Here is a 19504-nt window from a genome sequence, read left to right on the forward strand (position 1 = left end):
ATCGCCAGGATGCTTCCCGTTTTGGCACAGCGCACCGTCCCGTTATAAGGCCCTCCCGTGGTAAACATCCAGTGAAACCCGGGCAAGGGGCACCTGCCCGCGGCGTTTCCCACCGGCCTTGTGGACATTAACCGCGATTCGGGGACAAATAGGCGTTTGGAAAGAGGCCAGACCGCATCCAGGCGAGGACTGCAAACGATGGAAGTGATCAGCGGGTTCGAGGATCTTGAGGCCTTCGAGGTTCTGCATCCCGCCGAGCAGAACGTGCCTTTCGTGTTCAATTCCCCGCATTCCGGACGGCACTACCCGGATGCGTTCCTGCGCGCCTCGCGTCTCGACAAGACGGCGATCCGGCGCTCCGAGGACGCGTTTGTCGATGAACTGTTCCAAAGCGTCGTCCCGCTGGGCGCACCGCTCCTGAAGGCCCGTTTTCCAAGGGCCTATCTCGACGTGAACCGCGAGCCCTACGAACTCGACCCCAAGATGTACGACGACCGGCTGCCCTCTTACGCAAACATCCGCTCCATCCGCGTCGCAGGGGGGCTTGGCACCATCGCGCGGGTCGTGGGCGAGGCCCAGGAGATCTACCAGGGACGCCTGTGCGTGCGCGAGGCGCTCAACCGGATCGAGACGATCTACAAGCCCTATCACCAGACCCTGCGCCGACTGCTGGCGCAGACCCATGTGGCCTTCGGCTACGCGATCCTAATCGACTGTCACTCGATGCCCTCAGCCATCAAGACCAGCGACGGCGGGCCCCGACCCGACTTCATCCTGGGCGACCGCTACGGAACGAGCTGCGCGGTCCAGCTCGTGGATGCCGCGACCGATATCCTGCGGGGCATGGGCTATCGCGTCAGCCGCAACAAGCCCTATGCCGGAGGGTTCATCACCGAGCATTACGGGCGCCCGGTGAAGGGACTGCATGCGCTTCAGGTGGAGATCAACCGCGGGCTCTACATGGACGAGACGCACACCCGCAAGCACGCGGGCTTCGACACGTTGACGCGAGATCTCGAAAAATTGGCAAAGGCGCTGGTGGCCGCGCAGGGCGAGTGCTTCTTCCCGGACGCGCTTGCCGCCGAATAACCCCGAGACCGCGCCCCGCCACCTGACGCCCGGACAGAAAAAAGGGCCGCACTCTTGCGAGGCGGCCCGAGTCTAGGGAGGAAACGCCCAAGGAGGGCGGCGCTCAATGACCAAGTCATATCGCGCTGCACAAATATTCCACCGCACTGCACAAAAGTCAATGTCGATTTCGCAATCCCGCGGTCTCCCGCGCAGAGGAGAAAGCGTTTTTTCATATTTTTCAATGAGGTGATTATTCATAAATCTCCTGAAAAAATCCGTCCGAACCGGTTTTTCTCGACGCCGGTCCGCCGGGCTGGTTTAACGGCCCGACACTCACCTCCGGTTTCCCTTCACCCTGCAGGAGATTTGCCGCAATGCCGTCGATCCCGGACCTCGTTTCTTTCACGGACCGTCTCGCGGATGCGGCGGGCCGGACCATCCTGCCGCATTTTCGCGCGGATCTTTCGGTCGAGAACAAGCTTAAGGCCGGCTTCGATCCGGTGACGGTTGCCGACCGCGCCGCGGAAGCCGTCATTCGCGAAATCATCGAGGCACAGTATCCCGATCACGGCATCCTCGGCGAAGAGCACGGCAACGTCCGTCTCGACGCGGAAAATGTCTGGGTGCTCGATCCCATCGATGGCACACGCGCCTTCATCTGCGGCCTGCCGACCTGGGGCACGCTGATCGGCTTCATGTCCGCCGGCGAGCCGACCTTCGGCGTGATGGACCAGCCCTTTGTCGGAGAACGCTATTATGGCGACCGCACCCGCGCATGGCGCCGGCACGCGGGCCAATCCGCGACGCTGGCGACGCGCGCCTGCGCGCGGATCGAGGATGCGATCCTGTGCACCACCCACCCCGGCCTGTTTCAGGGCGCCGAAGAGAGTGTGTATCGCGCGATCGAGGCACAGGCGCGCAACGCGCGCTACGGAACGGATTGCTATGGCTATTGCATGGTGGCCTCCGGCCAGGTCGATCTGGTGATCGAGACCGACCTTCAGCCCTATGACATCGTCGCCCTCGCACCGATCGTGGAAGGCGCCGGCGGGATCATCACCAACTGGTCCGGCGGTTCGCCGGCGAAGGGCGGACAGATTGTTGCAAGCGGCGACGCGCGCCTTCACGAGGCCGCACTGGCGCAGCTTGCCCCGGCGGCACGGTAAGGACGACCGCCGCGCCCTGCATCACGAAAGCGCGGCCTGCGGCGCCCCCTCGGCGACGAAGGCGGCGAAGGCGGCGAGAAACTGGTCGCGGTAGAGATCGTCTTCCATCAGGATCTCGTGGCGCGATCCGGCGATTTCCAGATAGCGGGCGGAGCGCGTCTGCCGGGCGAAACCTTCGGCCGCGCGCGTGGACACGATGATGTCCTGACCCGCCGCCACGATCAGGATCGGCAGGGACATCGCGGGACCGAAGTCCGGCCCGGTCACCTGGCGCATGGCGCGGCAGGCGGCGGCGAGCCAGTCGATCGTCGGCATGTCGATTTCCAGATCGCGACGCGCGTCCAGAACCGTCTCGATGCGGTGAAACCGTGTCGCATCCGAGGTCAGGGGATTGCCTTCGAACGCGATACTGGCATTCGGGCCAAAGCGCGGTACGCTCGCCGTCCCGAGACCGATGGCCGACAGCGCGGCGGAGAGCGGACACACGAGACCTTGCGACAGGCCCACCTTGCCAAGTCCGATCAGGGGCGCAGACAGGACGGCCCGCTCGATCTGGGTGCGCAACCGCCGGGCGGCGAGCAGCAGCACGAGACCTCCGGTCGAATGCGCCAGGATGTTGTGGGGACCCGGCATATGGGCAAGCGTGACCTCGCGCATGACCGTTTCCAGATCGACGACGAAATCCGCGAAATCGTCGACATGCCCGCGCCGGGCGTTCCGCAGGAGCCGCGCCGAGCCGCCCTGGCCGCGCCAGTCGAAGGTCACGACCGCGAAGCCGCGGGCGCGCAAGTCGGCGATCGTCTCGAAATATTTCTCGATGCATTCGGCCCGCCCCTGCAGGAGCGTCACCGTGCCCTTCAGCGGGCGATGGCTCGGCATCCAGCGGGCTGTCCGCAGCGCGTGTCCGTCCACGGTGCGAACCTCGGCGCAAAGTCCGCCCTCGGGGACCGGGTTGTCCGGATGATCGAAAAGGTCCATGGCAATCCGGAAGCTGGAACGGCGAAACGCCGGAAGAAAGACGCTTGCAATGTCTTACAGGAGCCCGGCCGCCGGCTCAACACCGGCGGCCGCAAGGGGGCACTGTCACGCAGGCAGTTCCGGCTCAGAAGCGGCCCCAGACGCCCCAGCTGAACTGGCCGCCGCGCCGACCGCCGCGATGGCCGCCGCCCCAGCGACGCCCGCCGAGAACGGTGCGCCCCACGACCTGGCCCGAGTAGGCGTCGACGACGAGGCGCAGGGGCGCGCCGCGGCGGCCTTTCGCCCGAACGACATAGACATCGCCGCGCGAGCGAACGCGCGAAATGTTGCGGAAGCCGCGCCGATGCAGTTTGCGCACGATGCGGCGCGGGCCGAGGCGGCGGTCGCGATGCCGGCCCCAGCGCCGACCGACCTTGATCACCTGTCCGGCGTCGGCGGTGGTGGAAACGGCCGGGGTCGGCGCGAAGGACGAGACCCGGGCATCGAGGGCTTGTGCGGCCGGAGCGGTCATCAACAGTCCGGCGGCCACGGCGGCGAGGAGGGTCTTTTTCATGGGGGGCTCCTGGTTTGCGGCGCCAACTGCGCCTGTTGAACGCCCCCAATGTGTCAGGTGCCACGTGAACCGAACCGGAAGGCCCCGTTCAGAATCCGTTCATCGGCGAAAACACGCCGCGCGCCCCCCTCTTGAAACCTAGAAATCCGCTCCCCACCTCTTCTCGTGCAGGCGCCACACACGGGTCTGTACGATCGATCCCGACACCGTCCGGCCAAGCTGGCGGACGCCATGGGATCGCACCATCACATGTTGCTCAACCAAAGAGGACACACCGATGCGTCATATGGATTTCAGCCCCCTTTACCGCTCCACCGTCGGCTTCGACCGGCTGTTCGCCATGCTCGATGCCAATGCACAGGATGCACCCAGCTATCCGCCCTACAACATCGAGCGGACGGGTGAATCGTCCTACCGCATTACCATGGCGGTCGCGGGTTTCCGCGACGAGGACCTGACGCTTGAGGCCAAGGAACACGTGCTGACGGTCAAGGGCGAACGCCCGGCGGACGCCGACAGCGGCGAGTTTCTCCATCGCGGCATTGCCGCGCGGGCCTTCGAGCGCCGCTTCCAGCTGGCCGACTATGTCGAAGTGACCGGCGCCAGTCTGGAAAACGGCCTGCTGCACATCGATCTCGCCCGGGAGATTCCCGAAGCGATGAAGCCGCGCCGGATCGAGATCAAGAACGGCGAGAACGCCCGTCAGATTGAAAGCAGCGTGAACTGAGGCACCCGACCCGAAGCCTGCCGTGTCACGCCCACCTCCCCCGAGTGACAGGCAGGCAATCCGGGACCAGCAACGCCGCCGCACGGAGACAATCCGGGCGGCGGCGTTCCTGTTTTTGCGCGCGCGGCGAAGCCGCACGCCGGTCACAACAGCGAAATGAACCGGTCGACCTCGTCGTCCGTGGTCGCGAAGCTCGCGACCAGCCGCACGACATGCTCGTCGGCAGCGCAGCCCTCGCGCGACCACTCGTGGAACAGGGCGCCCTCGCCCCTGAGTTTCTCGATCTGGGCCTTGGTCAGGACCGCGAAGACCTCATTCGCTTGCGTCGACCAGGCGACGCGCGCCCGACCGCTTTCGTCGATCCCCCTGGCGAGCCGTGCCGCTGCCCCATTGGCCCGGCCTGCAAGGTCGAGCCAGTGATCCCCCTCGAAATAGCCGTCGAACTGTGCCGCCACGAAGCGCGACTTTGAAAAGAGATGGCCGGCGCGTGCACGATGGGTCGCAAGATGCGGCAGGGCTTCCGGGTTGAACACCACAATCGCCTCGGCACACCAGCAGCCGTTCTTGGTCCCGCCGAAGGACAGGACATCGATACCCGCCTTCCAGGTCATTTCGGCCGGACTGGCCCCCAGATGCACAAGCGCATTGGCAAAGCGCGCGCCGTCCATGTGACAAACGAGCCCGCGCGCATGCGCCTGCTCGGTCAGCGCCGCCACTTCCGCTGGGGAATAGACCATTCCGCATTCGGTTGCCTGGGTAAGGCTCATCGCCGCAGGCGCCCCGAATCGACTTGCTTGCCCAAAGCGCTCGAGCGCCTCGCTCACCGCCTCCGGCGCGATTCGGCCCTCAGGTGCGCTGAGCGGAACGATCTTCATGCCGTGGGTGTAAAACTCCGCCGCACCCCATTCGTCGCAATGCAGATGCGCCGTCTCGCTTGCCAGGATCAACCCGCCCGGCCGCGCACAGGCCGCCATCGACAGCGCGTTGGCCGCCGTGCCGGTCGCCGTGAAATACACGGACACGTCGGTCTCGAAAAGGTCCCGGAATCGTTGGGTGATCCGGTCGGTGAGCGGATCCGTGCCGTAGGCCGGAGCGAATCCGTGATTGTGGCGGGTGAGCGCATCCATCACCGGCTGCGATGCCCCCGCCCAGTTGTCGCTGGAAAAGTTCATGATCCGATCTAGGCCCGACGGGGCGCGACTGGCAAGTCCCGTCGCGAAGTCCCGACCGACGCGACGTCCCTTCGACAGATTGTTTCGGCGCGCGTTTCGCCTCTGGTCGAATGTGACAAATTGCTGCGCGCGGGCGAAAGAAATAGTTTATAAGGCCATTCGCAAGCCGCTTGCCCCCTTTTCGGAAATCTGGCATTGTGCGCCGCTCCCAATAGGACAGGAATACTGTCCCATCTGGGGCAAGGAAATCCGGGGCCCCAGTGGTTCCGCGTCTCGCGCGCCCTAGGTTAAGCGGTTGCTTGGCGACAACGGCGTGTCGGGCAAGGGGATTGAACGCTGCCAGCGCAGCCACCGGCGGCGCGTCCGCCGGAAAGGTCTGGACAGGCAGCCGGGGCGAAGGGTCAGGCTTGCATCTGGCACCGCCGGGGACAGGGACGGTCGTCCACTGGCCCCTGCCGCGACAGCGGGCGGGCAGACGGAGCGGGACCGCTTCACAAAGTCAGCGTCAGGGCTTTTGCCTGTTCGCCGGACGAGCCGCGTTGCCCGAGGGGGACGCGACCCGAACGGGAGAGGCCGGACCGGACGCCGGGATGAGACAAGAGGGCTGAGATGAGCAAGACCGACGCGATGATCGAAGCACAGGACTTCGCAGGAACACCCGCACCGGCCACTGCCCCAACGGCAAAGACGATGCGCATGCGCCGCGACGAGGCGACGCGCTGCGGCCTGTATCATCCCGGCAAGGAACACGATGCCTGCGGCGTCGGCTTCATCGCGCACCTCAAGGGCCAGGCGTCGCATCAGATCGTCACCGACGGTCTTCGCATCCTGGAAAACCTCACCCACCGCGGTGCCGTTGGCGCCGACCCGCTGATGGGCGACGGCGCGGGCATGCTCGTGCAGATCCCGCATGCCTTTTTCGCGGAAGAGGCAAAGGGCCTTGGCATCGAGCTTCCGGAACAGGGCCGCTACGGTGTCGGCTTCATCTTCCTTCCGCGCGATCCCGAGCTGCGCAAGACCTGCGAAGACATCATCGAGCGCGTGATCGCGGCCGAGGGGCAGGCGTGCCTCGGCTGGCGCGACGTGCCCGTCGACAATTCCTCGCTGTCGAAGGCGCCGGACATTGCCGCGACCGAGCCTTGCTCGCGCCAGGTGTTCATCGCATCCCGCGACTGCGAGACGCCGGAGGATTTCGAGCGTCGCCTCTTCGTGCTGCGCAAGGTGATCTCCAACACCGTGCGCGCGGAAAGCGACGCGGTCGAGCACGGCTTCTACATCGTGTCGCTGTCGAGCCGGACGCTGGTCTACAAGGGCATGTTCCTCGCCTATCAGCTCGGCGCCTATTATTCCGACCTGAAAGACCCGCGCTTTGCCTCCGCGCTGGCGCTCGTCCACCAGCGGTTCTCCACCAACACCTTCCCCTCCTGGGATCTGGCGCACCCCTACCGGATGGTGGCCCACAACGGTGAGATCAACACGCTGCGCGGCAACGTCAACTGGATGGCCGCGCGCCAGGCAAGCGTTTCCTCGCCGCATTTCGGCGACGACATCTCCAAGCTGTGGCCGATCTCCTACGAAGGACAGTCGGACACCGCCTGTTTCGACAACGCGCTCGAATTCCTCGTCTCCGGCGGTTATTCGCTCGCCCATGCCGCGATGATGCTGATCCCGGAAGCCTGGGCCGGCAACCCGCTGATGGACGACAACCTGAGCGCCTTTTACGAGTATCACGCAGCCCTGATGGAACCGTGGGACGGCCCCGCCGCCGTTGCCTTCACCGACGGGCGCCAGATCGGCGCGACGCTGGATCGCAACGGCCTGCGTCCGGCGCGCTACGTCGTGACCGACGACGATCTCGTCATCATGTCGTCCGAGGTCGGCGTGCTGCCGGTCCCGGAAGAAAAGATTATCCGCAAGTGGCGGCTCCAGCCGGGCAAGATGCTGCTCATCGACCTGGAAGAGGGCCGCATCATCTCCGACGACGAGATCAAGCGCACCCTGTCGACGGCCAATCCCTACAAGGACTGGCTGCACCGCACCCAGATCGTGCTGGAAGACATGCCGGCCGTGCGCGGTCGCGCGCCGGTCGCGGCGGAAAGCCTGCTCGACCGCCAGCAGGCCTTCGGCTACAGCCAGGAAGACATCAAGCTCCTGATGCAGCCGATGGCCACCATCGGCCAGGAAGCCATCGGCTCGATGGGCACGGACACGCCGATTTCCGCGCTCTCCGACAAGCCGAAGCTGCTCTACACCTATTTCAAGCAGAACTTCGCCCAGGTCACCAACCCGCCGATCGATCCGATCCGCGAGGAACTGGTGATGAGCCTTGTGTCCTTCATCGGGCCGCGTCCGAACCTGTTCGACCTCAAGGGCCTGTCGACCTCCAAGCGCCTCGAGGTGCGCCAGCCGATCCTCGCCAATGACGATCTGGAAAAGATCCGTACCATCGGCGACACCTCCGACAATCAGTTCTCGGCCAAGACGCTCGATATCACCTATGACGTTGCCCATGGCGCGGAAGGCATGCGCGAGGCGCTGACCAACCTGTGCGCCAGCGCCGAACGTGCGGTGGCCAACGGCTACAACATCATCATCCTGTCCGACCGCCTGCTGTCGCGCGCCCGGATCCCGATCCCGGCGCTTCTGGCGACGGCGGCCGTGCACCACCACCTGATCCGCAAGGGCCTGCGCACCTCCGTCGGCCTTGTCGTGGAGACCGGCGAGGCGCGCGAGGTGCATCATTTCTGCGTCCTGGCGGGCTATGGCGCGGAAGCGATCAACCCCTATCTCGCCTTCGAGACGTTGCTGCAGCTGCACGCCGAACTCGATTTCCCCGAGGAAGTCGACGCGGACGAGGTCGTGCACCGCTACATCAAGTCGATCGACAAGGGCATCCTCAAGGTCATGTCCAAGATGGGCATCTCGACCTACCAGTCCTATTGCGGCGCGCAGATCTTCGATGCGGTCGGCCTCTCGAGCGACTTCGTGAAGGAGTTCTTCTTCGGCACGGCGACGACCATCGAGGGCATCGACCTCGATGCGGTTGCCGACGAGACCACCCGCCGTCACCGGGTCGCCTTCGAGGACGTGCAGGCTCTGCGCGACGCGCTGGAAGTCGGCGGCGAATACAACTACCGCATCCGCGGCGAACGTCACATGTGGACGCCGGACAACATCGCCTCGCTTCAGCACGCGGTGCGCGGCAACCTGCCGGACAAGTATCGCGAGTACGCGCAGGAGACGAACGAGGAGAACGGCCGGTTCACGATCCGCGGCCTGTTCCGGGTGAAAGCGGCGGAAGACGTCGGACGCAAGCCGGTCGCGATCGAGGACGTCGAGCCGGCGGCCGAGATCGTCAAGCGCTTCTCCACCGGCGCCATGTCCTTCGGCTCGATCTCGCGCGAGGCGCATTCCACCCTCGCGGTGGCGATGAACCAGATCGGCGGCAAGTCGAACACCGGCGAGGGCGGCGAGGAGCCCGAGCGCTACCGGCCGATGCCGGACGGGTCGACCAACCCGATGCGCTCCGCGATCAAGCAGGTCGCTTCGGGCCGCTTCGGCGTGACGACCGACTATCTCGTCAACGCCGACATGATCCAGATCAAGGTCGCGCAGGGCGCCAAGCCCGGCGAAGGCGGTCAGTTGCCGGGTCACAAGGTCGACGCGGTGATCGCCAAGGTGCGTCATTCGACGCAAGGGGTCGGCCTGATCTCGCCGCCGCCGCACCATGACATCTACTCGATCGAGGATCTGGCACAGCTGATCTACGATCTGAAGAACGTCAATTCGGCCGCCGACATCTCGGTCAAGCTGGTGTCCGAAGTCGGCGTCGGCACGGTTGCCGCAGGCGTGGCCAAGGCGCGCGCCGACCACATCACCGTCTCCGGCTACGACGGCGGCACGGGCGCCTCCCCGCTGACCTCGATCAAGCACGCGGGCAGCCCCTGGGAAATGGGCCTTGCGGAAACGCAGCAGACCCTGGTGCTGAACGGGCTGCGCTCGCGGATCGCCCTTCAGGTCGACGGCGGCCTGAAGACCGGCCGCGACGTCGTGATCGGCGCGCTTCTGGGCGCCGACGAGTTCGGTTTCTCCACCGCGCCGCTGATCGCGGCGGGCTGCATCATGATGCGCAAGTGCCACCTCAACACCTGCCCGGTCGGCATCGCCACCCAGGACCCGGTGCTGCGCAAGCGCTTCAAGGGCATGCCCGAGCATGTGGTGAATTTCTTCTTCTTCGTGGCGGAAGAAGTGCGCGAGATGATGGCCGCCATGGGCGTGACCCGCTTCGAGGAACTCGTCGGCGACACGACCATGCTCGACCAGGAAAAGATGCTGGAGCACTGGAAGGCCCGCGGGCTCGATTTCTCGCGCCTCTTCCACATGCCCGAGGCGACGCCGGAAAAACGGCGCTGGAGCGAACGCCAGAAGCATCCGATCGACGACATTCTCGACCGCCGTCTCATCGCCGCCGCCGAGCCCGCGCTGGAGCGCAAGGAGAAGGTGACGATCGACGAGACCATCATGAACGTCGACCGCTCGACCGGCGCGATGCTCTCCGGCGAGGTTGCCCGGCGCTACGGCCACAAGGGCCTGAAGGACGGGACCATCGAGATCAATCTGACCGGCACGGCCGGTCAGGCGTTCGGCGCCTTCCTGACCCGCGGCATCTCGATGCGGCTTGAAGGCGATGCCAACGACTATGTCGGCAAGGGTCTCGCCGGCGGACGGCTGGTGATCCGGCCAAGCCCCAAGAGCGCGGCCGACCCGGACACGTCGATCATCGCCGGCAACACCGTGCTTTACGGCGCGACCGAGGGCGAATGCTACATTCGCGGCATCGCCGGCGAACGCTTCGCGGTGCGCAACTCCGGCGCGCTCGCGGTTGTCGAGGGCGTGGGCGATCACGGCTGCGAATACATGACCGGCGGCGTGGTTGTCGTGCTCGGCTGGACAGGGCGCAATTTTGCGGCCGGCATGTCCGGCGGCGTGGCCTATGTGCTGGACGAGGACAATTCGTTCCGCTCGCGCTGCAACCTCGCGATGGTCGATATCGAACCGGTTCCGGAAGAAGACGATCTGCTTGAAAAGCTCCACCACCATGGCGGCGACATCGAGCACAAGGGACGTGTCGACCTTACCGCCGACATGACCCGACACGACGACGAGCGCTTGCGCCAGCTGATCTCCAACCATATCGCGCACACGGGCTCCGCCTGGGCGCAGGAGATCCTCGACAAGTGGGACGACTTCCGTCCCAAGTTCGTGAAAGTGATGCCGGTGGAATACCGCCGCGCGCTCAAGGAAATGGAAGAAAAGCGGCTCGGCCTGGTGGCGGCCGAGTAAGGGGAGACGGAGAACATGGGAAAAGTCACCGGTTTTCTGGAAATCGATCGGCAGGAACAAAAGTACCAGCCGGCTTCAGACCGTATCCGCCATTTCAAGGAGTTCACGCTCCCGCTGGAAGACAAGGAAGTCGAGCGACAGGCAGCCCGCTGCATGGACTGCGGCATTCCCTATTGCCACGGTCCGGTCGGCTGTCCGGTCAACAACCAGATCCCCGACTGGAACGATCTCGTCTACAACGGCGACTGGGAAGAGGCGGCGCGCAACCTGCACTCCACCAACAACTTCCCGGAGTTCACGGGCCGCATCTGTCCGGCGCCTTGCGAGGAAGCCTGCACGCTGAACCTCGAGGACGTGCCGGTCGCGATCAAGACCGTGGAACAGGCGATTGCCGACAAGGCCTATGCGGAAGGCTGGATCCAGCCGGAGCCGGCGGCCGTGAAGACCGGCAAGACCGTCGCGGTGGTGGGCTCGGGTCCTGCCGGCATGGCGGCTGCCCAGCAGCTGGCCCGCGCCGGGCACACCGTGCATGTCTATGAGCGCGAGCGCCGCGCCGGCGGTCTGATGCGCTACGGCATTCCCGACTTCAAGATGGAAAAGCACTACATCGACCGCCGCGTCGAGCAGATGGAGGCCGAGGGCGTCGTCTTCCACTACGAGGCCAATGTCGGGGTTTCGGTCACGGTGGACGAGCTCAAGCACCGCCATGACGCACTGCTCCTGACCTGCGGCGCGGAACGCCCGCGCGATCCGGGGCTCCCGGGCATGGACCTTCAGGGCTGCATGTATGCCATGCCGTTCCTGGTGCAGCAGAACCGCCGCGTCGGCGGCGAGGACGTCTCGGGCGAGGCGCCATTCTGGGCCGGCGGCAAGCATGTCGTCGTGATCGGCGGCGGCGATACGGCATCGGACTGCGTCGGCACGTCGTTCCGCCAGGGCGCGCTGTCGGTGACCCAGCTCGACATTCGCCAGCGTCCGCCGGAAAAGGAAGACAAGCTCGCGGTCTGGCCCTACTGGCCGACCAAGATGCGCACCTCCTCCAGCCAGGCCGAAGGTGCGGACCGCGAATTCGCCGCCGCAACGCTCGAGATCGTCGGCGAGGACGGGCATGTGACCGGCGTGAAATGCGCCCGCGTCGATGAAAAGCGCGTGCCGATCCCCGGCACCGAATTCATCCTGCGCGCCGAGCTGGTGCTGGCCGCGATCGGGTTCGCCGGTCCGATGGAAGGCACCTATCTGGAAGAGCTGAAGGACGAGATGGCCCGCGACGCGCGCGGCAACATCCTTGCCGACACCGAGGCCTACAAGACCTCCGTCGACGGCATCTTCGCCGCCGGCGACGTGCGCCGTGGCCAGTCCCTGGTCGTCTGGGCGATCCGCGAGGGCCGTCAGGCCGCCCGCGCCATCGACCTGCATCTGACCGGCACGACCAATCTGCCGCGCTGAGGCGGAAACACTCACGGGGTTTAATCGCCGAAAAAACGAAAAACGGCGCCCGAATGGGCGCCGTTTTTCGTTTGAACGTCAGCGCCTGGCGCGAAATCGCGTCGCTCGGCGCAATCCGGCCCGACAGGCGGACCGCGTCACTTTTCCGTCCGCGCGAGAAAGGAACGGATCCGGTCGACAAGTGTCGCATGAACGGTGCCGCGCGCTTGCGCCGATGTCGCGCAAAGCGCGGGATCTCCCCCCTCTTGCGACAGGATCTTCGCCCCCTTCGGCGTGCACAGCGGAAAGGCATCGAAGGGGCCGGCGTCGGGAAGCCTTGCAAGGCTGGCCGTCCCGCTCCTCTCGACCACCTCCGCAAAGGCGTCTTTCGTCTCCGTCGCCGGACCAAGCGCGATCACGAGCGCGGGAACCTCCGTCGCCGCGCCCTCGCCGGAAAACGCGTCCGGATATTCCGGCGCAATCGCCACCGCGGCGGACACCTCGGGAATCCGACGGTCACGCGCCAGCGGCGCGCGGGCAAGCGTTTCAAGGGCAACGTCCCCGGCGGCATACCAGGCGCAGTCGGGACCGGTCATGTCCCGACAGGACCGCAGAACGGCATCCGGATCGATCCGCCCGCCGGCAACGGCAAGGGCGGCAGTGCCGCCAAGCGCGAACCCGACTGCCGAAATCCGGTTTCGGTCAATGCGCTGCGCCCACTTTGGATCGCCAAGCACAGCCTCCAGGGCGCGCGCAAGGTCGTCCGGCCGTCGCCAGATCTCGTCCGCGCCCGCACGCGCGCTCCCTGGCCGGGGCGCATTGACCTCGACCGCAATATGCCCGGACCGTGCCAGCGCCGCACCCAGCCAGGCGCCGGAATCCGGGCTCGACCGGACACCGCCATGCGACAGCAAGACAAGGGGAAACGGACCCGCGTCCGCCACCGCGCCGGGCACGGCTATTGGGCCGCGAAAGACGGCGTTTCCACCGACGCCCTGCGCAGAGCCGCCGCTGGCCGGATACCACAGCGACAGGGACAGCTCGCGCTCGCCTTGAGGATCCGCGACCGGCAGGATCGCCCGTCCCGGCGCATCCATCGCACTCACGGACCCGACAGGAAGGAAAACGAGCAGAAGAAGGCGAAGATACCGCATGTGCCGGAGCCCTATCATGCCGGTGCGCGGGGAGACGTCACCGGGACCGGCCCGAAATATCCTCCCGCACCCGCATGCGCAACATGCCCCGGGAGATGCCGCCCTGGAGCGGGCCGGTGCGATCAGGCCGCGTCGCGGTCCTGGCTGGCGTGGATGCTTTTCAGGAACCCTCCGACCTGCTGGTGCAGGGCACCCGACAGATCGGCCAGTTCGGAGGTTGCTCCGCGAATCTGGTCTGTGGCGGACCGCGTGCTTTCGCTTGCCTGGGACAGCTCCGTCATGCTGGAGGCAACGCTTTCGGTGTTCTGCGTGGCGAAATCGACGCTCTGGGTGATCTCGCCCGTTGCCGCCATCTGCTTTTGCACAGCGCTCAGGATGGTGTTGGAGATCGAGTGGATCCGCTCGACGGTTTCCGCGATGGAGCGGATTGCGCCGACGGCCTGTTCGGAGACCTGCTGCACCGCCTCCACCTGCTGGGAAATGTCCTCGGTGGCGCGTGAGGTCTGGCCGGCCAGTGTCTTGACCTCGTTTGCGACGACCGCAAAGCCCCGGCCCATTTCCCCGGCCCGGGCCGCCTCGATGGTCGCGTTGAGTGCCAGAAGATTGGTCTGGTCGGCGATCTGCTTGATCAGGTCGACCACTTCGCCGATGGCCCGACCGCTTTCCGCAAGCCGCCCGACAATGGTGTCGGTGGCGCGCGATTCGTCGACGGCTGCCTGCGCCATCTTGGCGGATTCTTCCATTTCGCGGCCGATTGCCAGGATCGATTGCGTCATCTCCTCGGCAGCTTCCGCCGCCGTGGCCACCGAACTGGAGGCCTGCTGGGATGAGTCGGAGGCAATCCCGACCGCCGTGGACGCCTGGTCGACCGCCCCGTCGAGCTCGTTCGACAATCCGCCGACCCGCTCGGCCGCCGTGCTCAGGCGCTGAACCACACCGACAACCGACGTTTCGAAGTCATTTGCGACCTGCCGCAGCGTATCGGCGCGCTGACGGGCCATGTCGTCCTGCTGCGCCATTGCCAGACGGGCGTCCTCGACCGCCTTTTCCGCAAGCCTTTCGCGAAATCCCGCCACCGCGCGGGCAATCGACCCGATCTCGTCGCCGCGATCCGCACCGGCGATCTCGATCTCGAAATCCCCGTCCGACAGGTTTTCCAGCCCGGTTTGCAGCGCCTTGAGGGGCCGTTTGACACCCATGGCAAGAACGTAGGCGATGCCGAGAAACGCCAAGCCGACCGGTGTGCAGATCAGCGCAATCTCGAGCATTTCGCCGAGGATCAGGGCGTCGAGGCTCGCGGCCGCCTCCGGTCCGACAAATGCAGACGCCTTGTCCGGGTCGCCCAGCGCTTGGGTGAGGGACGCGCGGAAAGTATAGAACGCGAACCCCGTACCGCCGAGCATGATCATCGCGGCGGTGCCGACCATGATCAGAAATCGACCCAGAACGGTCAGGGAAAAAAGAGAAGAACGGAAAGAAGTCATGTTGCGACCCTGTATTCGACCTGCAAGCATCCTTCGTTGAATTGATGAAAAAAAAGAAAACCCGCTGACGATTTCAATCTCGCCAATTGACGCTAAGGACGTCCGGCGCTGCTTTCGCGCATTCCGCAGCCGGTCAGGGGCCGGACAGGCGGAAGTCGTCGACGCGGCCGCTCGCCGGCGGAAGCACCGCCCCCTGGACGATCAGCCGATACTGCGGGGTCCCCGCCACCGGGGCGTTGCGCGCGTCTTCCGCGCCCGCCAGTTCCGTTTCGGGCGAGCCGATGCGCCCGGTCAGAACGACGAAATTCGGATCGTCCTCGACCCCCTCGAACGCGAAGGCGCCCGAGGAACCGAGCACACGGGCAATCGCCTTCTCGGCGAAGAAGGCAAGCTTGTTCTTGCCCGACCAGGTGAAGCCAACGCCCGCGTTGTCGCGCAGGCGCCGCCGGCGTCCCTCGACATCGGGCCCATAGGACGTATACCCGCCCTCTTCATCGAGGAACACGTCCCAGACGTCGACATAGATGGCATTCGCCGCCTCGACGCGGTCCTTGATCAAGGTGGTGACATACCGGAAGTCGGAGCGCCGGGCCGGTCCCTTGGGCGGCGGCAGGCCGACCCACACGAGCGGCGTGCGTTGCCGGCGGGCAGCGGACAACAGCCCGTCGACGCGCCGTCCGTAAGCATCGGCCCAGGCTTCGCTGCGGAACTTCAGTTCAGCTCCCGACGGCAGCGTGAAATCGCGCATGTCGGCCGACCCGACCAGGACGGCGAGCGCGCCGACGCGGCGCCCCTGCACGACACTCTGCACGCGGTCGGCGATCTCCCCGCCCAGGTCCGTCGTCAGGCCCTCGTCGGCGAAAAGCAGCGTGTCGACCCGCACCGACGGCACTTCCGAATAGGTCGCCTCGAGCCCCTCGCCAAGGTCCTTTGCCAGATCGCCGCCGACGACGAGCACGACGCGGGCATCCGCATCCTTGGGCACCTCGACGATCACCGGCTTCACCGGTTCCCGCCTCGGCTGGATCCGTTGTTTCGGACGTTGTTCCTTCATCCGCGTGCGTCGCTTGTTGTCGACGCCGAACAGGCGCAAGAGCGGCGACAGCGGATGAAAGCCGGTCCCCCGCGTGTCACCCGGCTTGACGATCGGACCGTTGCTTTGGGCGAACGCCGGCGCGCCGCCGGCGGCGATGAGGCCGGCGACACACAGCAGCAGTGCCGCACGACACAGCGCGCGGCAAAGGCTCTGGCCGACAGAGGTCGGCGTCGGGGCTTGAAGGCGGATCATGCGGCAATCCTAGCGAATTCCACCGCCGCCGTCCAAGGTCCCGCGGATCCCGGCAAGACAATTGTCAGCCAGGACCCGCGCCGACGATGCACCGCGCGCTAGCCGCCGGAGCTGATGCGCTCCAGCAGCGCGACCGATCCGTAGCCGTCCGGAATGAGGCCGACCGAGCGCTGATAGGCGCGAATGCCGCGCCGGGTCGCCGGGCCGATCCGTCCGTCGGCGCTCCCGACATTGAACCCGCGCCGGTTGAGCCGGGTCTGCAGGTCTTTGGTCTGGGAGCGCGACAAGGGCAGCGCCTTGCGGTCCCAGTCCTGCACGAAGGGTCCGCCGCCGCGCACGCGGTCGGCCAGATGACCGACGGCGAGCGCATAGGCGGTGGCGTTGTTGTAGCGCTTGATGACGTAGAAGTTGCGCAGCATCAGGAAGGCCGGACCCGACGCACCGGCCGGAAGGATCAACACCGCATCGTCGGACGGACGCGGGAAGTCGCGCCCGTTGGTGCGGCGCACGCCAAGCCGGCTCCAGTCTGCAAGGTCCTTTTCCTCGTCGACGGCACCATAATCGAAGCCGCGCGGCAGCACGACCTCATAGCCCCAGGTCTTGCCGGTCTGCCAGCCGTGCCGCTTGAGATAATTTGCGGTCGACGCGAGCGCATCGGGGATGTTGGTCCAGATATCGCGGCGCCCGTCGCCGTCGTAGTCGGACGAATACTGGTTCCAGCTCGACGGCATGAACTGCGTGTGGCCCATGGCTCCGGCCCACGACCCTTCCATGCGGTCGGGCTGCACATGACCGTCGTCCAGGATCTTCAGCGCAGTCACCAGCTCCTTGTTCCAGAAACTGCGGCGGCGCGGCGCGGCATAGGCAAGCGTTGCCAGGGCGCGCACGACATAATGCTCGCCCATGAAGGAGCCGTAGTTGGTCTCCATGCCCCAGATCGCCACGACCGCCTCGCGGTCGACGCCGTAGCGCCGCTCGATGGCCGCCAGCTCCGAGGCATAGTCGGTGAGCATCTCGCGCCCCTTCTCGACGCGGGTGTCGGAAACGGCCGTGCCGAGATACTCCCAGATCGGCTTAACGAATTCCGACTGCTTGTTCATCAGGCGGATCGTGTCGGGGTCGGGGGTGACGCCCTGGAAGGCCCGCCGATAGGTGTCGCGGCGGACGCCGGCATCCCGCGCGACGGGCCAGAAGCCCTCGACCCAGCGGTTGAAGTCCGTATCCGCGGCCACCGGCGACACCACACCGGCGCCGAAGGTCACCGCGGCCGTCAGCGCGACAAGCGACAGTCTGGCACCCGAGCGTCGCCGAAACCCGCGAGACGCCACAACGGCCATCCGGAAAATGCGCAAGACAGTCATCAAAACTCCTGGTGTGGTTTCAACCCTCCGCCCGTCCGGCGAAGGATCATGCGCGCCCCCCGGCGCCCCGTGTTTGCAAATTAAGTGGCGCTCAATGACGAAACCGCAATCCGCCCTCGATCGCATTTTCGCTGTAACCCGAGCCCGGCGTCGTCGAACTGAAGCGGCGGAACGTGTACCTCCCCTGAACCGCGACATTCGATGTCAGTGCCCAGGTCAGCGCCGCCGTGGCGCTCGCCTCATCCTCGACCAGATAGATCCCGGCGTAGTCGCGCCGTGACAAGCCGACACCGACCTCGCCCGACACGGCGTCGGAAAACCCGTGGGCGAGCCGCAGGTCGCCAGAGTAAAGCAGCGACCCGGGCGTACCGGAAATGGTGGACGGCGCGAGGTTGGTCGCAAGTGTCGCCGTGACCGTGGTCAGGCGCGAGGGTGACCAGATCAGCGAGCCGTCGACGGTCAGGCCCTCAAGCCGCGCCAGGCGGCTATCGTCGAGCGTTTCGCTGCGCCAGCCGGCGCTGATATCGCCGCTGATCTTGCCGCCGGCGTCGAAGGCGATGCCGGCGCGCAGGGCATAGCCCTTGGAATCGCGGTCTGCACAAAGGGCGGGATCCGTGCAGCGCTCGAAATAGCGGCGGGTAAGAAGACTGCCCTCCACGAAGGGTTGAAGCCCGGCGCCGGTGTTGCTGTCGAGGCGCAGGGTCGCGGAAAACAGCGCGTTGTCGCGTTGCCGGTTGGCGGCGGCCGTGTTGCCACCGGTGTAGACGGTGGAATCCACCTCGCCGCGCAACTGCGCGCCGACGATGCCGACCGAGCGACGCAGCGCAAGCCCGCCGCCCAGTTCGTGGATGTCCCGCCCGCCGCCGGTCGCCTCGGCGCTGCCGCTGTCTTCCAGCGACAGACCGTAGCGCGCGGACACGTCCACTTCGGTGCGGTCACTGACGTCGAGCCGCAGCAATGCATCGAGCGTGGCGCTCGGATCCGCCTCGACGGTGCTGTCGGGATAGCCGGTAAAACTGCCGCGAAAATTCACGCCGAGGCTGTGTCGCGACCAGTCCGATTGCGCCCGCAGCGTCGGCGCGATGCGATAGAGCAGACCGGAGGTGCCGGAGGTGTCGCCGGAACGGTTGTCGCTCCAGCCCAGGCCGGTGAAAAGCTCCGGATACAGCAGGAACGACCCGACGCGGATCCCGCGCGGTGCATCGCGCACGGTTTCGCCATCATAAATGTCGTTGACGAGGGAGCCGCCGCCACCGGTCGGCGAGCGTTTCTCCACGGCGCGCAAACGTTCCGAAAAGGGCTGGACGGCACGGATGCGGCCCGCCTCCGCCAGGGGTTCTGCGTCCTCGCCGGCATCGGTATCGCGTGCCAACCCGCTCGTGGCGGTATCCTCTTCGTCCGCGCCCTCTTCCCCCTCTGCCCCGACATCGTCCTGCGCAAAGACATTGCCCTGCGGCGCGGCACCACCCAGGCTGCCGCGCAACGACGCGTCCTGCGCGCGACCCGTCTGCACGGACGCGGCGAGGATGACGGCGAAGAGAATAGGCGCGACAAACCGGTTCATAAACGGGACCAATCGGGAACGTCGGGCAGCAACGGCCCACTTTGGCCACGATCATGATCTGTTAAGGTTAACCAAGCGTTTCCGCGCCCCCGACATCGCACAGAGCGGGCCCGGGTGAGACCGACACGCGCCCCGGCGCATCCAATCGCCTGCGCGCGCGGAAGCCAGCGCTTGCCGGACGTTCCTCCGACGGGTATGACCGGCGGCAAGACACCACT

The 19504-nt window shown here is 66.1% G+C and carries 13 protein-coding genes; 5 read left to right on the forward strand and 8 right to left on the reverse strand.

Going from position 1 to position 19504, the window contains the following annotated elements:
• The first annotated feature begins 198 nt into the window (after positions 1-198).
• Both G572_RS24365 and hisN read left to right on the forward strand, forming a co-directional pair.
• The gene (locus G572_RS24365; protein WP_037546992.1) at positions 199-1089 is read left to right on the forward strand and encodes an N-formylglutamate amidohydrolase; all 891 of its coding nucleotides are present in this window, start codon (positions 199-201) and stop codon (positions 1087-1089) included.
• Between the two features lie 356 nt (positions 1090-1445).
• Positions 1446-2237, forward strand: coding sequence for a histidinol-phosphatase (hisN, locus tag G572_RS0116685; RefSeq protein WP_029059456.1), 792 nt, complete (start codon positions 1446-1448; stop codon positions 2235-2237).
• A 21-nt stretch (positions 2238-2258) separates the two neighbouring features.
• On the opposite strand, the gene G572_RS0116690 is transcribed toward hisN, so the two are convergent.
• Positions 2259-3215, reverse strand: a complete 957-nt coding sequence (locus G572_RS0116690) for an alpha/beta fold hydrolase (RefSeq protein ID WP_029059457.1) — start codon at positions 3213-3215, stop codon at positions 2259-2261.
• Between the two features lie 124 nt (positions 3216-3339).
• On the reverse strand, positions 3340-3768 hold the full coding sequence (locus G572_RS24370; RefSeq protein WP_037546994.1) for a hypothetical protein: 429 nt from the start codon (positions 3766-3768) through the stop codon (positions 3340-3342).
• Positions 3769-4045: 277 nt separating this feature from the next.
• On the opposite strand from G572_RS24370, the gene G572_RS0116700 reads away from it, so the two are divergent.
• Positions 4046-4495 (forward strand): Hsp20 family protein, encoded by a 450-nt coding sequence (locus G572_RS0116700; RefSeq protein ID WP_029059458.1) that lies wholly within the window; start codon positions 4046-4048, stop codon positions 4493-4495.
• Between the two features lie 143 nt (positions 4496-4638).
• Here G572_RS0116700 and G572_RS0116705 read toward each other — a convergent pair whose 3' ends face one another.
• A complete protein-coding gene (locus tag G572_RS0116705) occupies positions 4639-5667 on the reverse strand; it encodes a threonine aldolase family protein (protein ID WP_029059459.1) in 1029 nt (342 codons plus the stop codon).
• A 609-nt stretch (positions 5668-6276) separates the two neighbouring features.
• Between G572_RS0116705 and gltB the strand changes: the two genes are divergently transcribed.
• Complete coding sequence (gltB, locus tag G572_RS0116710) at positions 6277-11010, forward strand: glutamate synthase large subunit (RefSeq protein WP_029059460.1); 4734 nt, start codon at positions 6277-6279, stop codon at positions 11008-11010.
• Positions 11011-11025: 15 nt separating this feature from the next.
• Positions 11026-12456, forward strand: a complete 1431-nt coding sequence (locus G572_RS0116715; protein WP_029059461.1) for a glutamate synthase subunit beta — start codon at positions 11026-11028, stop codon at positions 12454-12456.
• A 137-nt stretch (positions 12457-12593) separates the two neighbouring features.
• Here the strand turns inward: G572_RS0116715 and G572_RS25600 are convergent, their stop codons facing one another.
• From G572_RS25600 to G572_RS0116740, 5 genes are all read right to left on the reverse strand, one after another.
• Positions 12594-13589 (reverse strand): alpha/beta hydrolase family protein, encoded by a 996-nt coding sequence (locus G572_RS25600; protein WP_051242551.1) that lies wholly within the window; start codon positions 13587-13589, stop codon positions 12594-12596.
• 122 nt (positions 13590-13711) lie between these two features.
• Positions 13712-15073 (reverse strand): methyl-accepting chemotaxis protein, encoded by a 1362-nt coding sequence (locus tag G572_RS0116725; RefSeq protein ID WP_051242552.1) that lies wholly within the window; start codon positions 15071-15073, stop codon positions 13712-13714.
• Positions 15074-15206: 133 nt separating this feature from the next.
• On the reverse strand, positions 15207-16361 hold the full coding sequence (locus tag G572_RS0116730) for an SGNH/GDSL hydrolase family protein (protein WP_051242555.1): 1155 nt from the start codon (positions 16359-16361) through the stop codon (positions 15207-15209).
• A gap of 98 nt (positions 16362-16459) precedes the next feature.
• Positions 16460-17722, reverse strand: coding sequence for a lytic murein transglycosylase (locus G572_RS24380; RefSeq protein ID WP_084650231.1), 1263 nt, complete (start codon positions 17720-17722; stop codon positions 16460-16462).
• Positions 17723-17813: 91 nt separating this feature from the next.
• Positions 17814-19286 carry an outer membrane beta-barrel protein gene (locus G572_RS0116740; RefSeq protein ID WP_029059464.1) on the reverse strand — a complete coding sequence of 491 codons (1473 nt, stop codon included), beginning with the start codon at positions 19284-19286 and terminating at the stop codon, positions 17814-17816.
• Positions 19287-19504 lie beyond the last annotated feature (218 nt).

This window comes from Stappia stellulata DSM 5886, from assembly GCF_000423705.1.
Lineage (GTDB): Bacteria > Pseudomonadota > Alphaproteobacteria > Rhizobiales > Stappiaceae > Stappia > Stappia stellulata.

What these genes read in the sequence shown, in the direction of transcription:
- G572_RS0116730 (WP_051242555.1), bottom strand. Translation starts at nt 16,361, where the DNA reads ATGATCCGCCTTCAAGCCCCGACGCCGACCTCTGTCGGCCAGAGCCTT.
- G572_RS25600 (WP_051242551.1), bottom strand. Translation starts at nt 13,589, where the DNA reads ATGCGGTATCTTCGCCTTCTTCTGCTCGTTTTCCTTCCTGTCGGGTCC.
- G572_RS0116740 (WP_029059464.1), bottom strand. Translation starts at nt 19,286, where the DNA reads ATGAACCGGTTTGTCGCGCCTATTCTCTTCGCCGTCATCCTCGCCGCG.
- G572_RS0116700 (WP_029059458.1), top strand. Translation starts at nt 4,046, where the DNA reads ATGCGTCATATGGATTTCAGCCCCCTTTACCGCTCCACCGTCGGCTTC.
- gltB (WP_029059460.1), top strand. Translation starts at nt 6,277, where the DNA reads ATGAGCAAGACCGACGCGATGATCGAAGCACAGGACTTCGCAGGAACA.
- hisN (WP_029059456.1), top strand. Translation starts at nt 1,446, where the DNA reads ATGCCGTCGATCCCGGACCTCGTTTCTTTCACGGACCGTCTCGCGGAT.
- G572_RS0116705 (WP_029059459.1), bottom strand. Translation starts at nt 5,667, where the DNA reads ATGAACTTTTCCAGCGACAACTGGGCGGGGGCATCGCAGCCGGTGATG.
- G572_RS24380 (WP_084650231.1), bottom strand. Translation starts at nt 17,722, where the DNA reads ATGACTGTCTTGCGCATTTTCCGGATGGCCGTTGTGGCGTCTCGCGGG.
- G572_RS0116690 (WP_029059457.1), bottom strand. Translation starts at nt 3,215, where the DNA reads ATGGACCTTTTCGATCATCCGGACAACCCGGTCCCCGAGGGCGGACTT.
- G572_RS24370 (WP_037546994.1), bottom strand. Translation starts at nt 3,768, where the DNA reads ATGAAAAAGACCCTCCTCGCCGCCGTGGCCGCCGGACTGTTGATGACC.
- G572_RS0116725 (WP_051242552.1), bottom strand. Translation starts at nt 15,073, where the DNA reads ATGACTTCTTTCCGTTCTTCTCTTTTTTCCCTGACCGTTCTGGGTCGA.
- G572_RS0116715 (WP_029059461.1), top strand. Translation starts at nt 11,026, where the DNA reads ATGGGAAAAGTCACCGGTTTTCTGGAAATCGATCGGCAGGAACAAAAG.
- G572_RS24365 (WP_037546992.1), top strand. Translation starts at nt 199, where the DNA reads ATGGAAGTGATCAGCGGGTTCGAGGATCTTGAGGCCTTCGAGGTTCTG.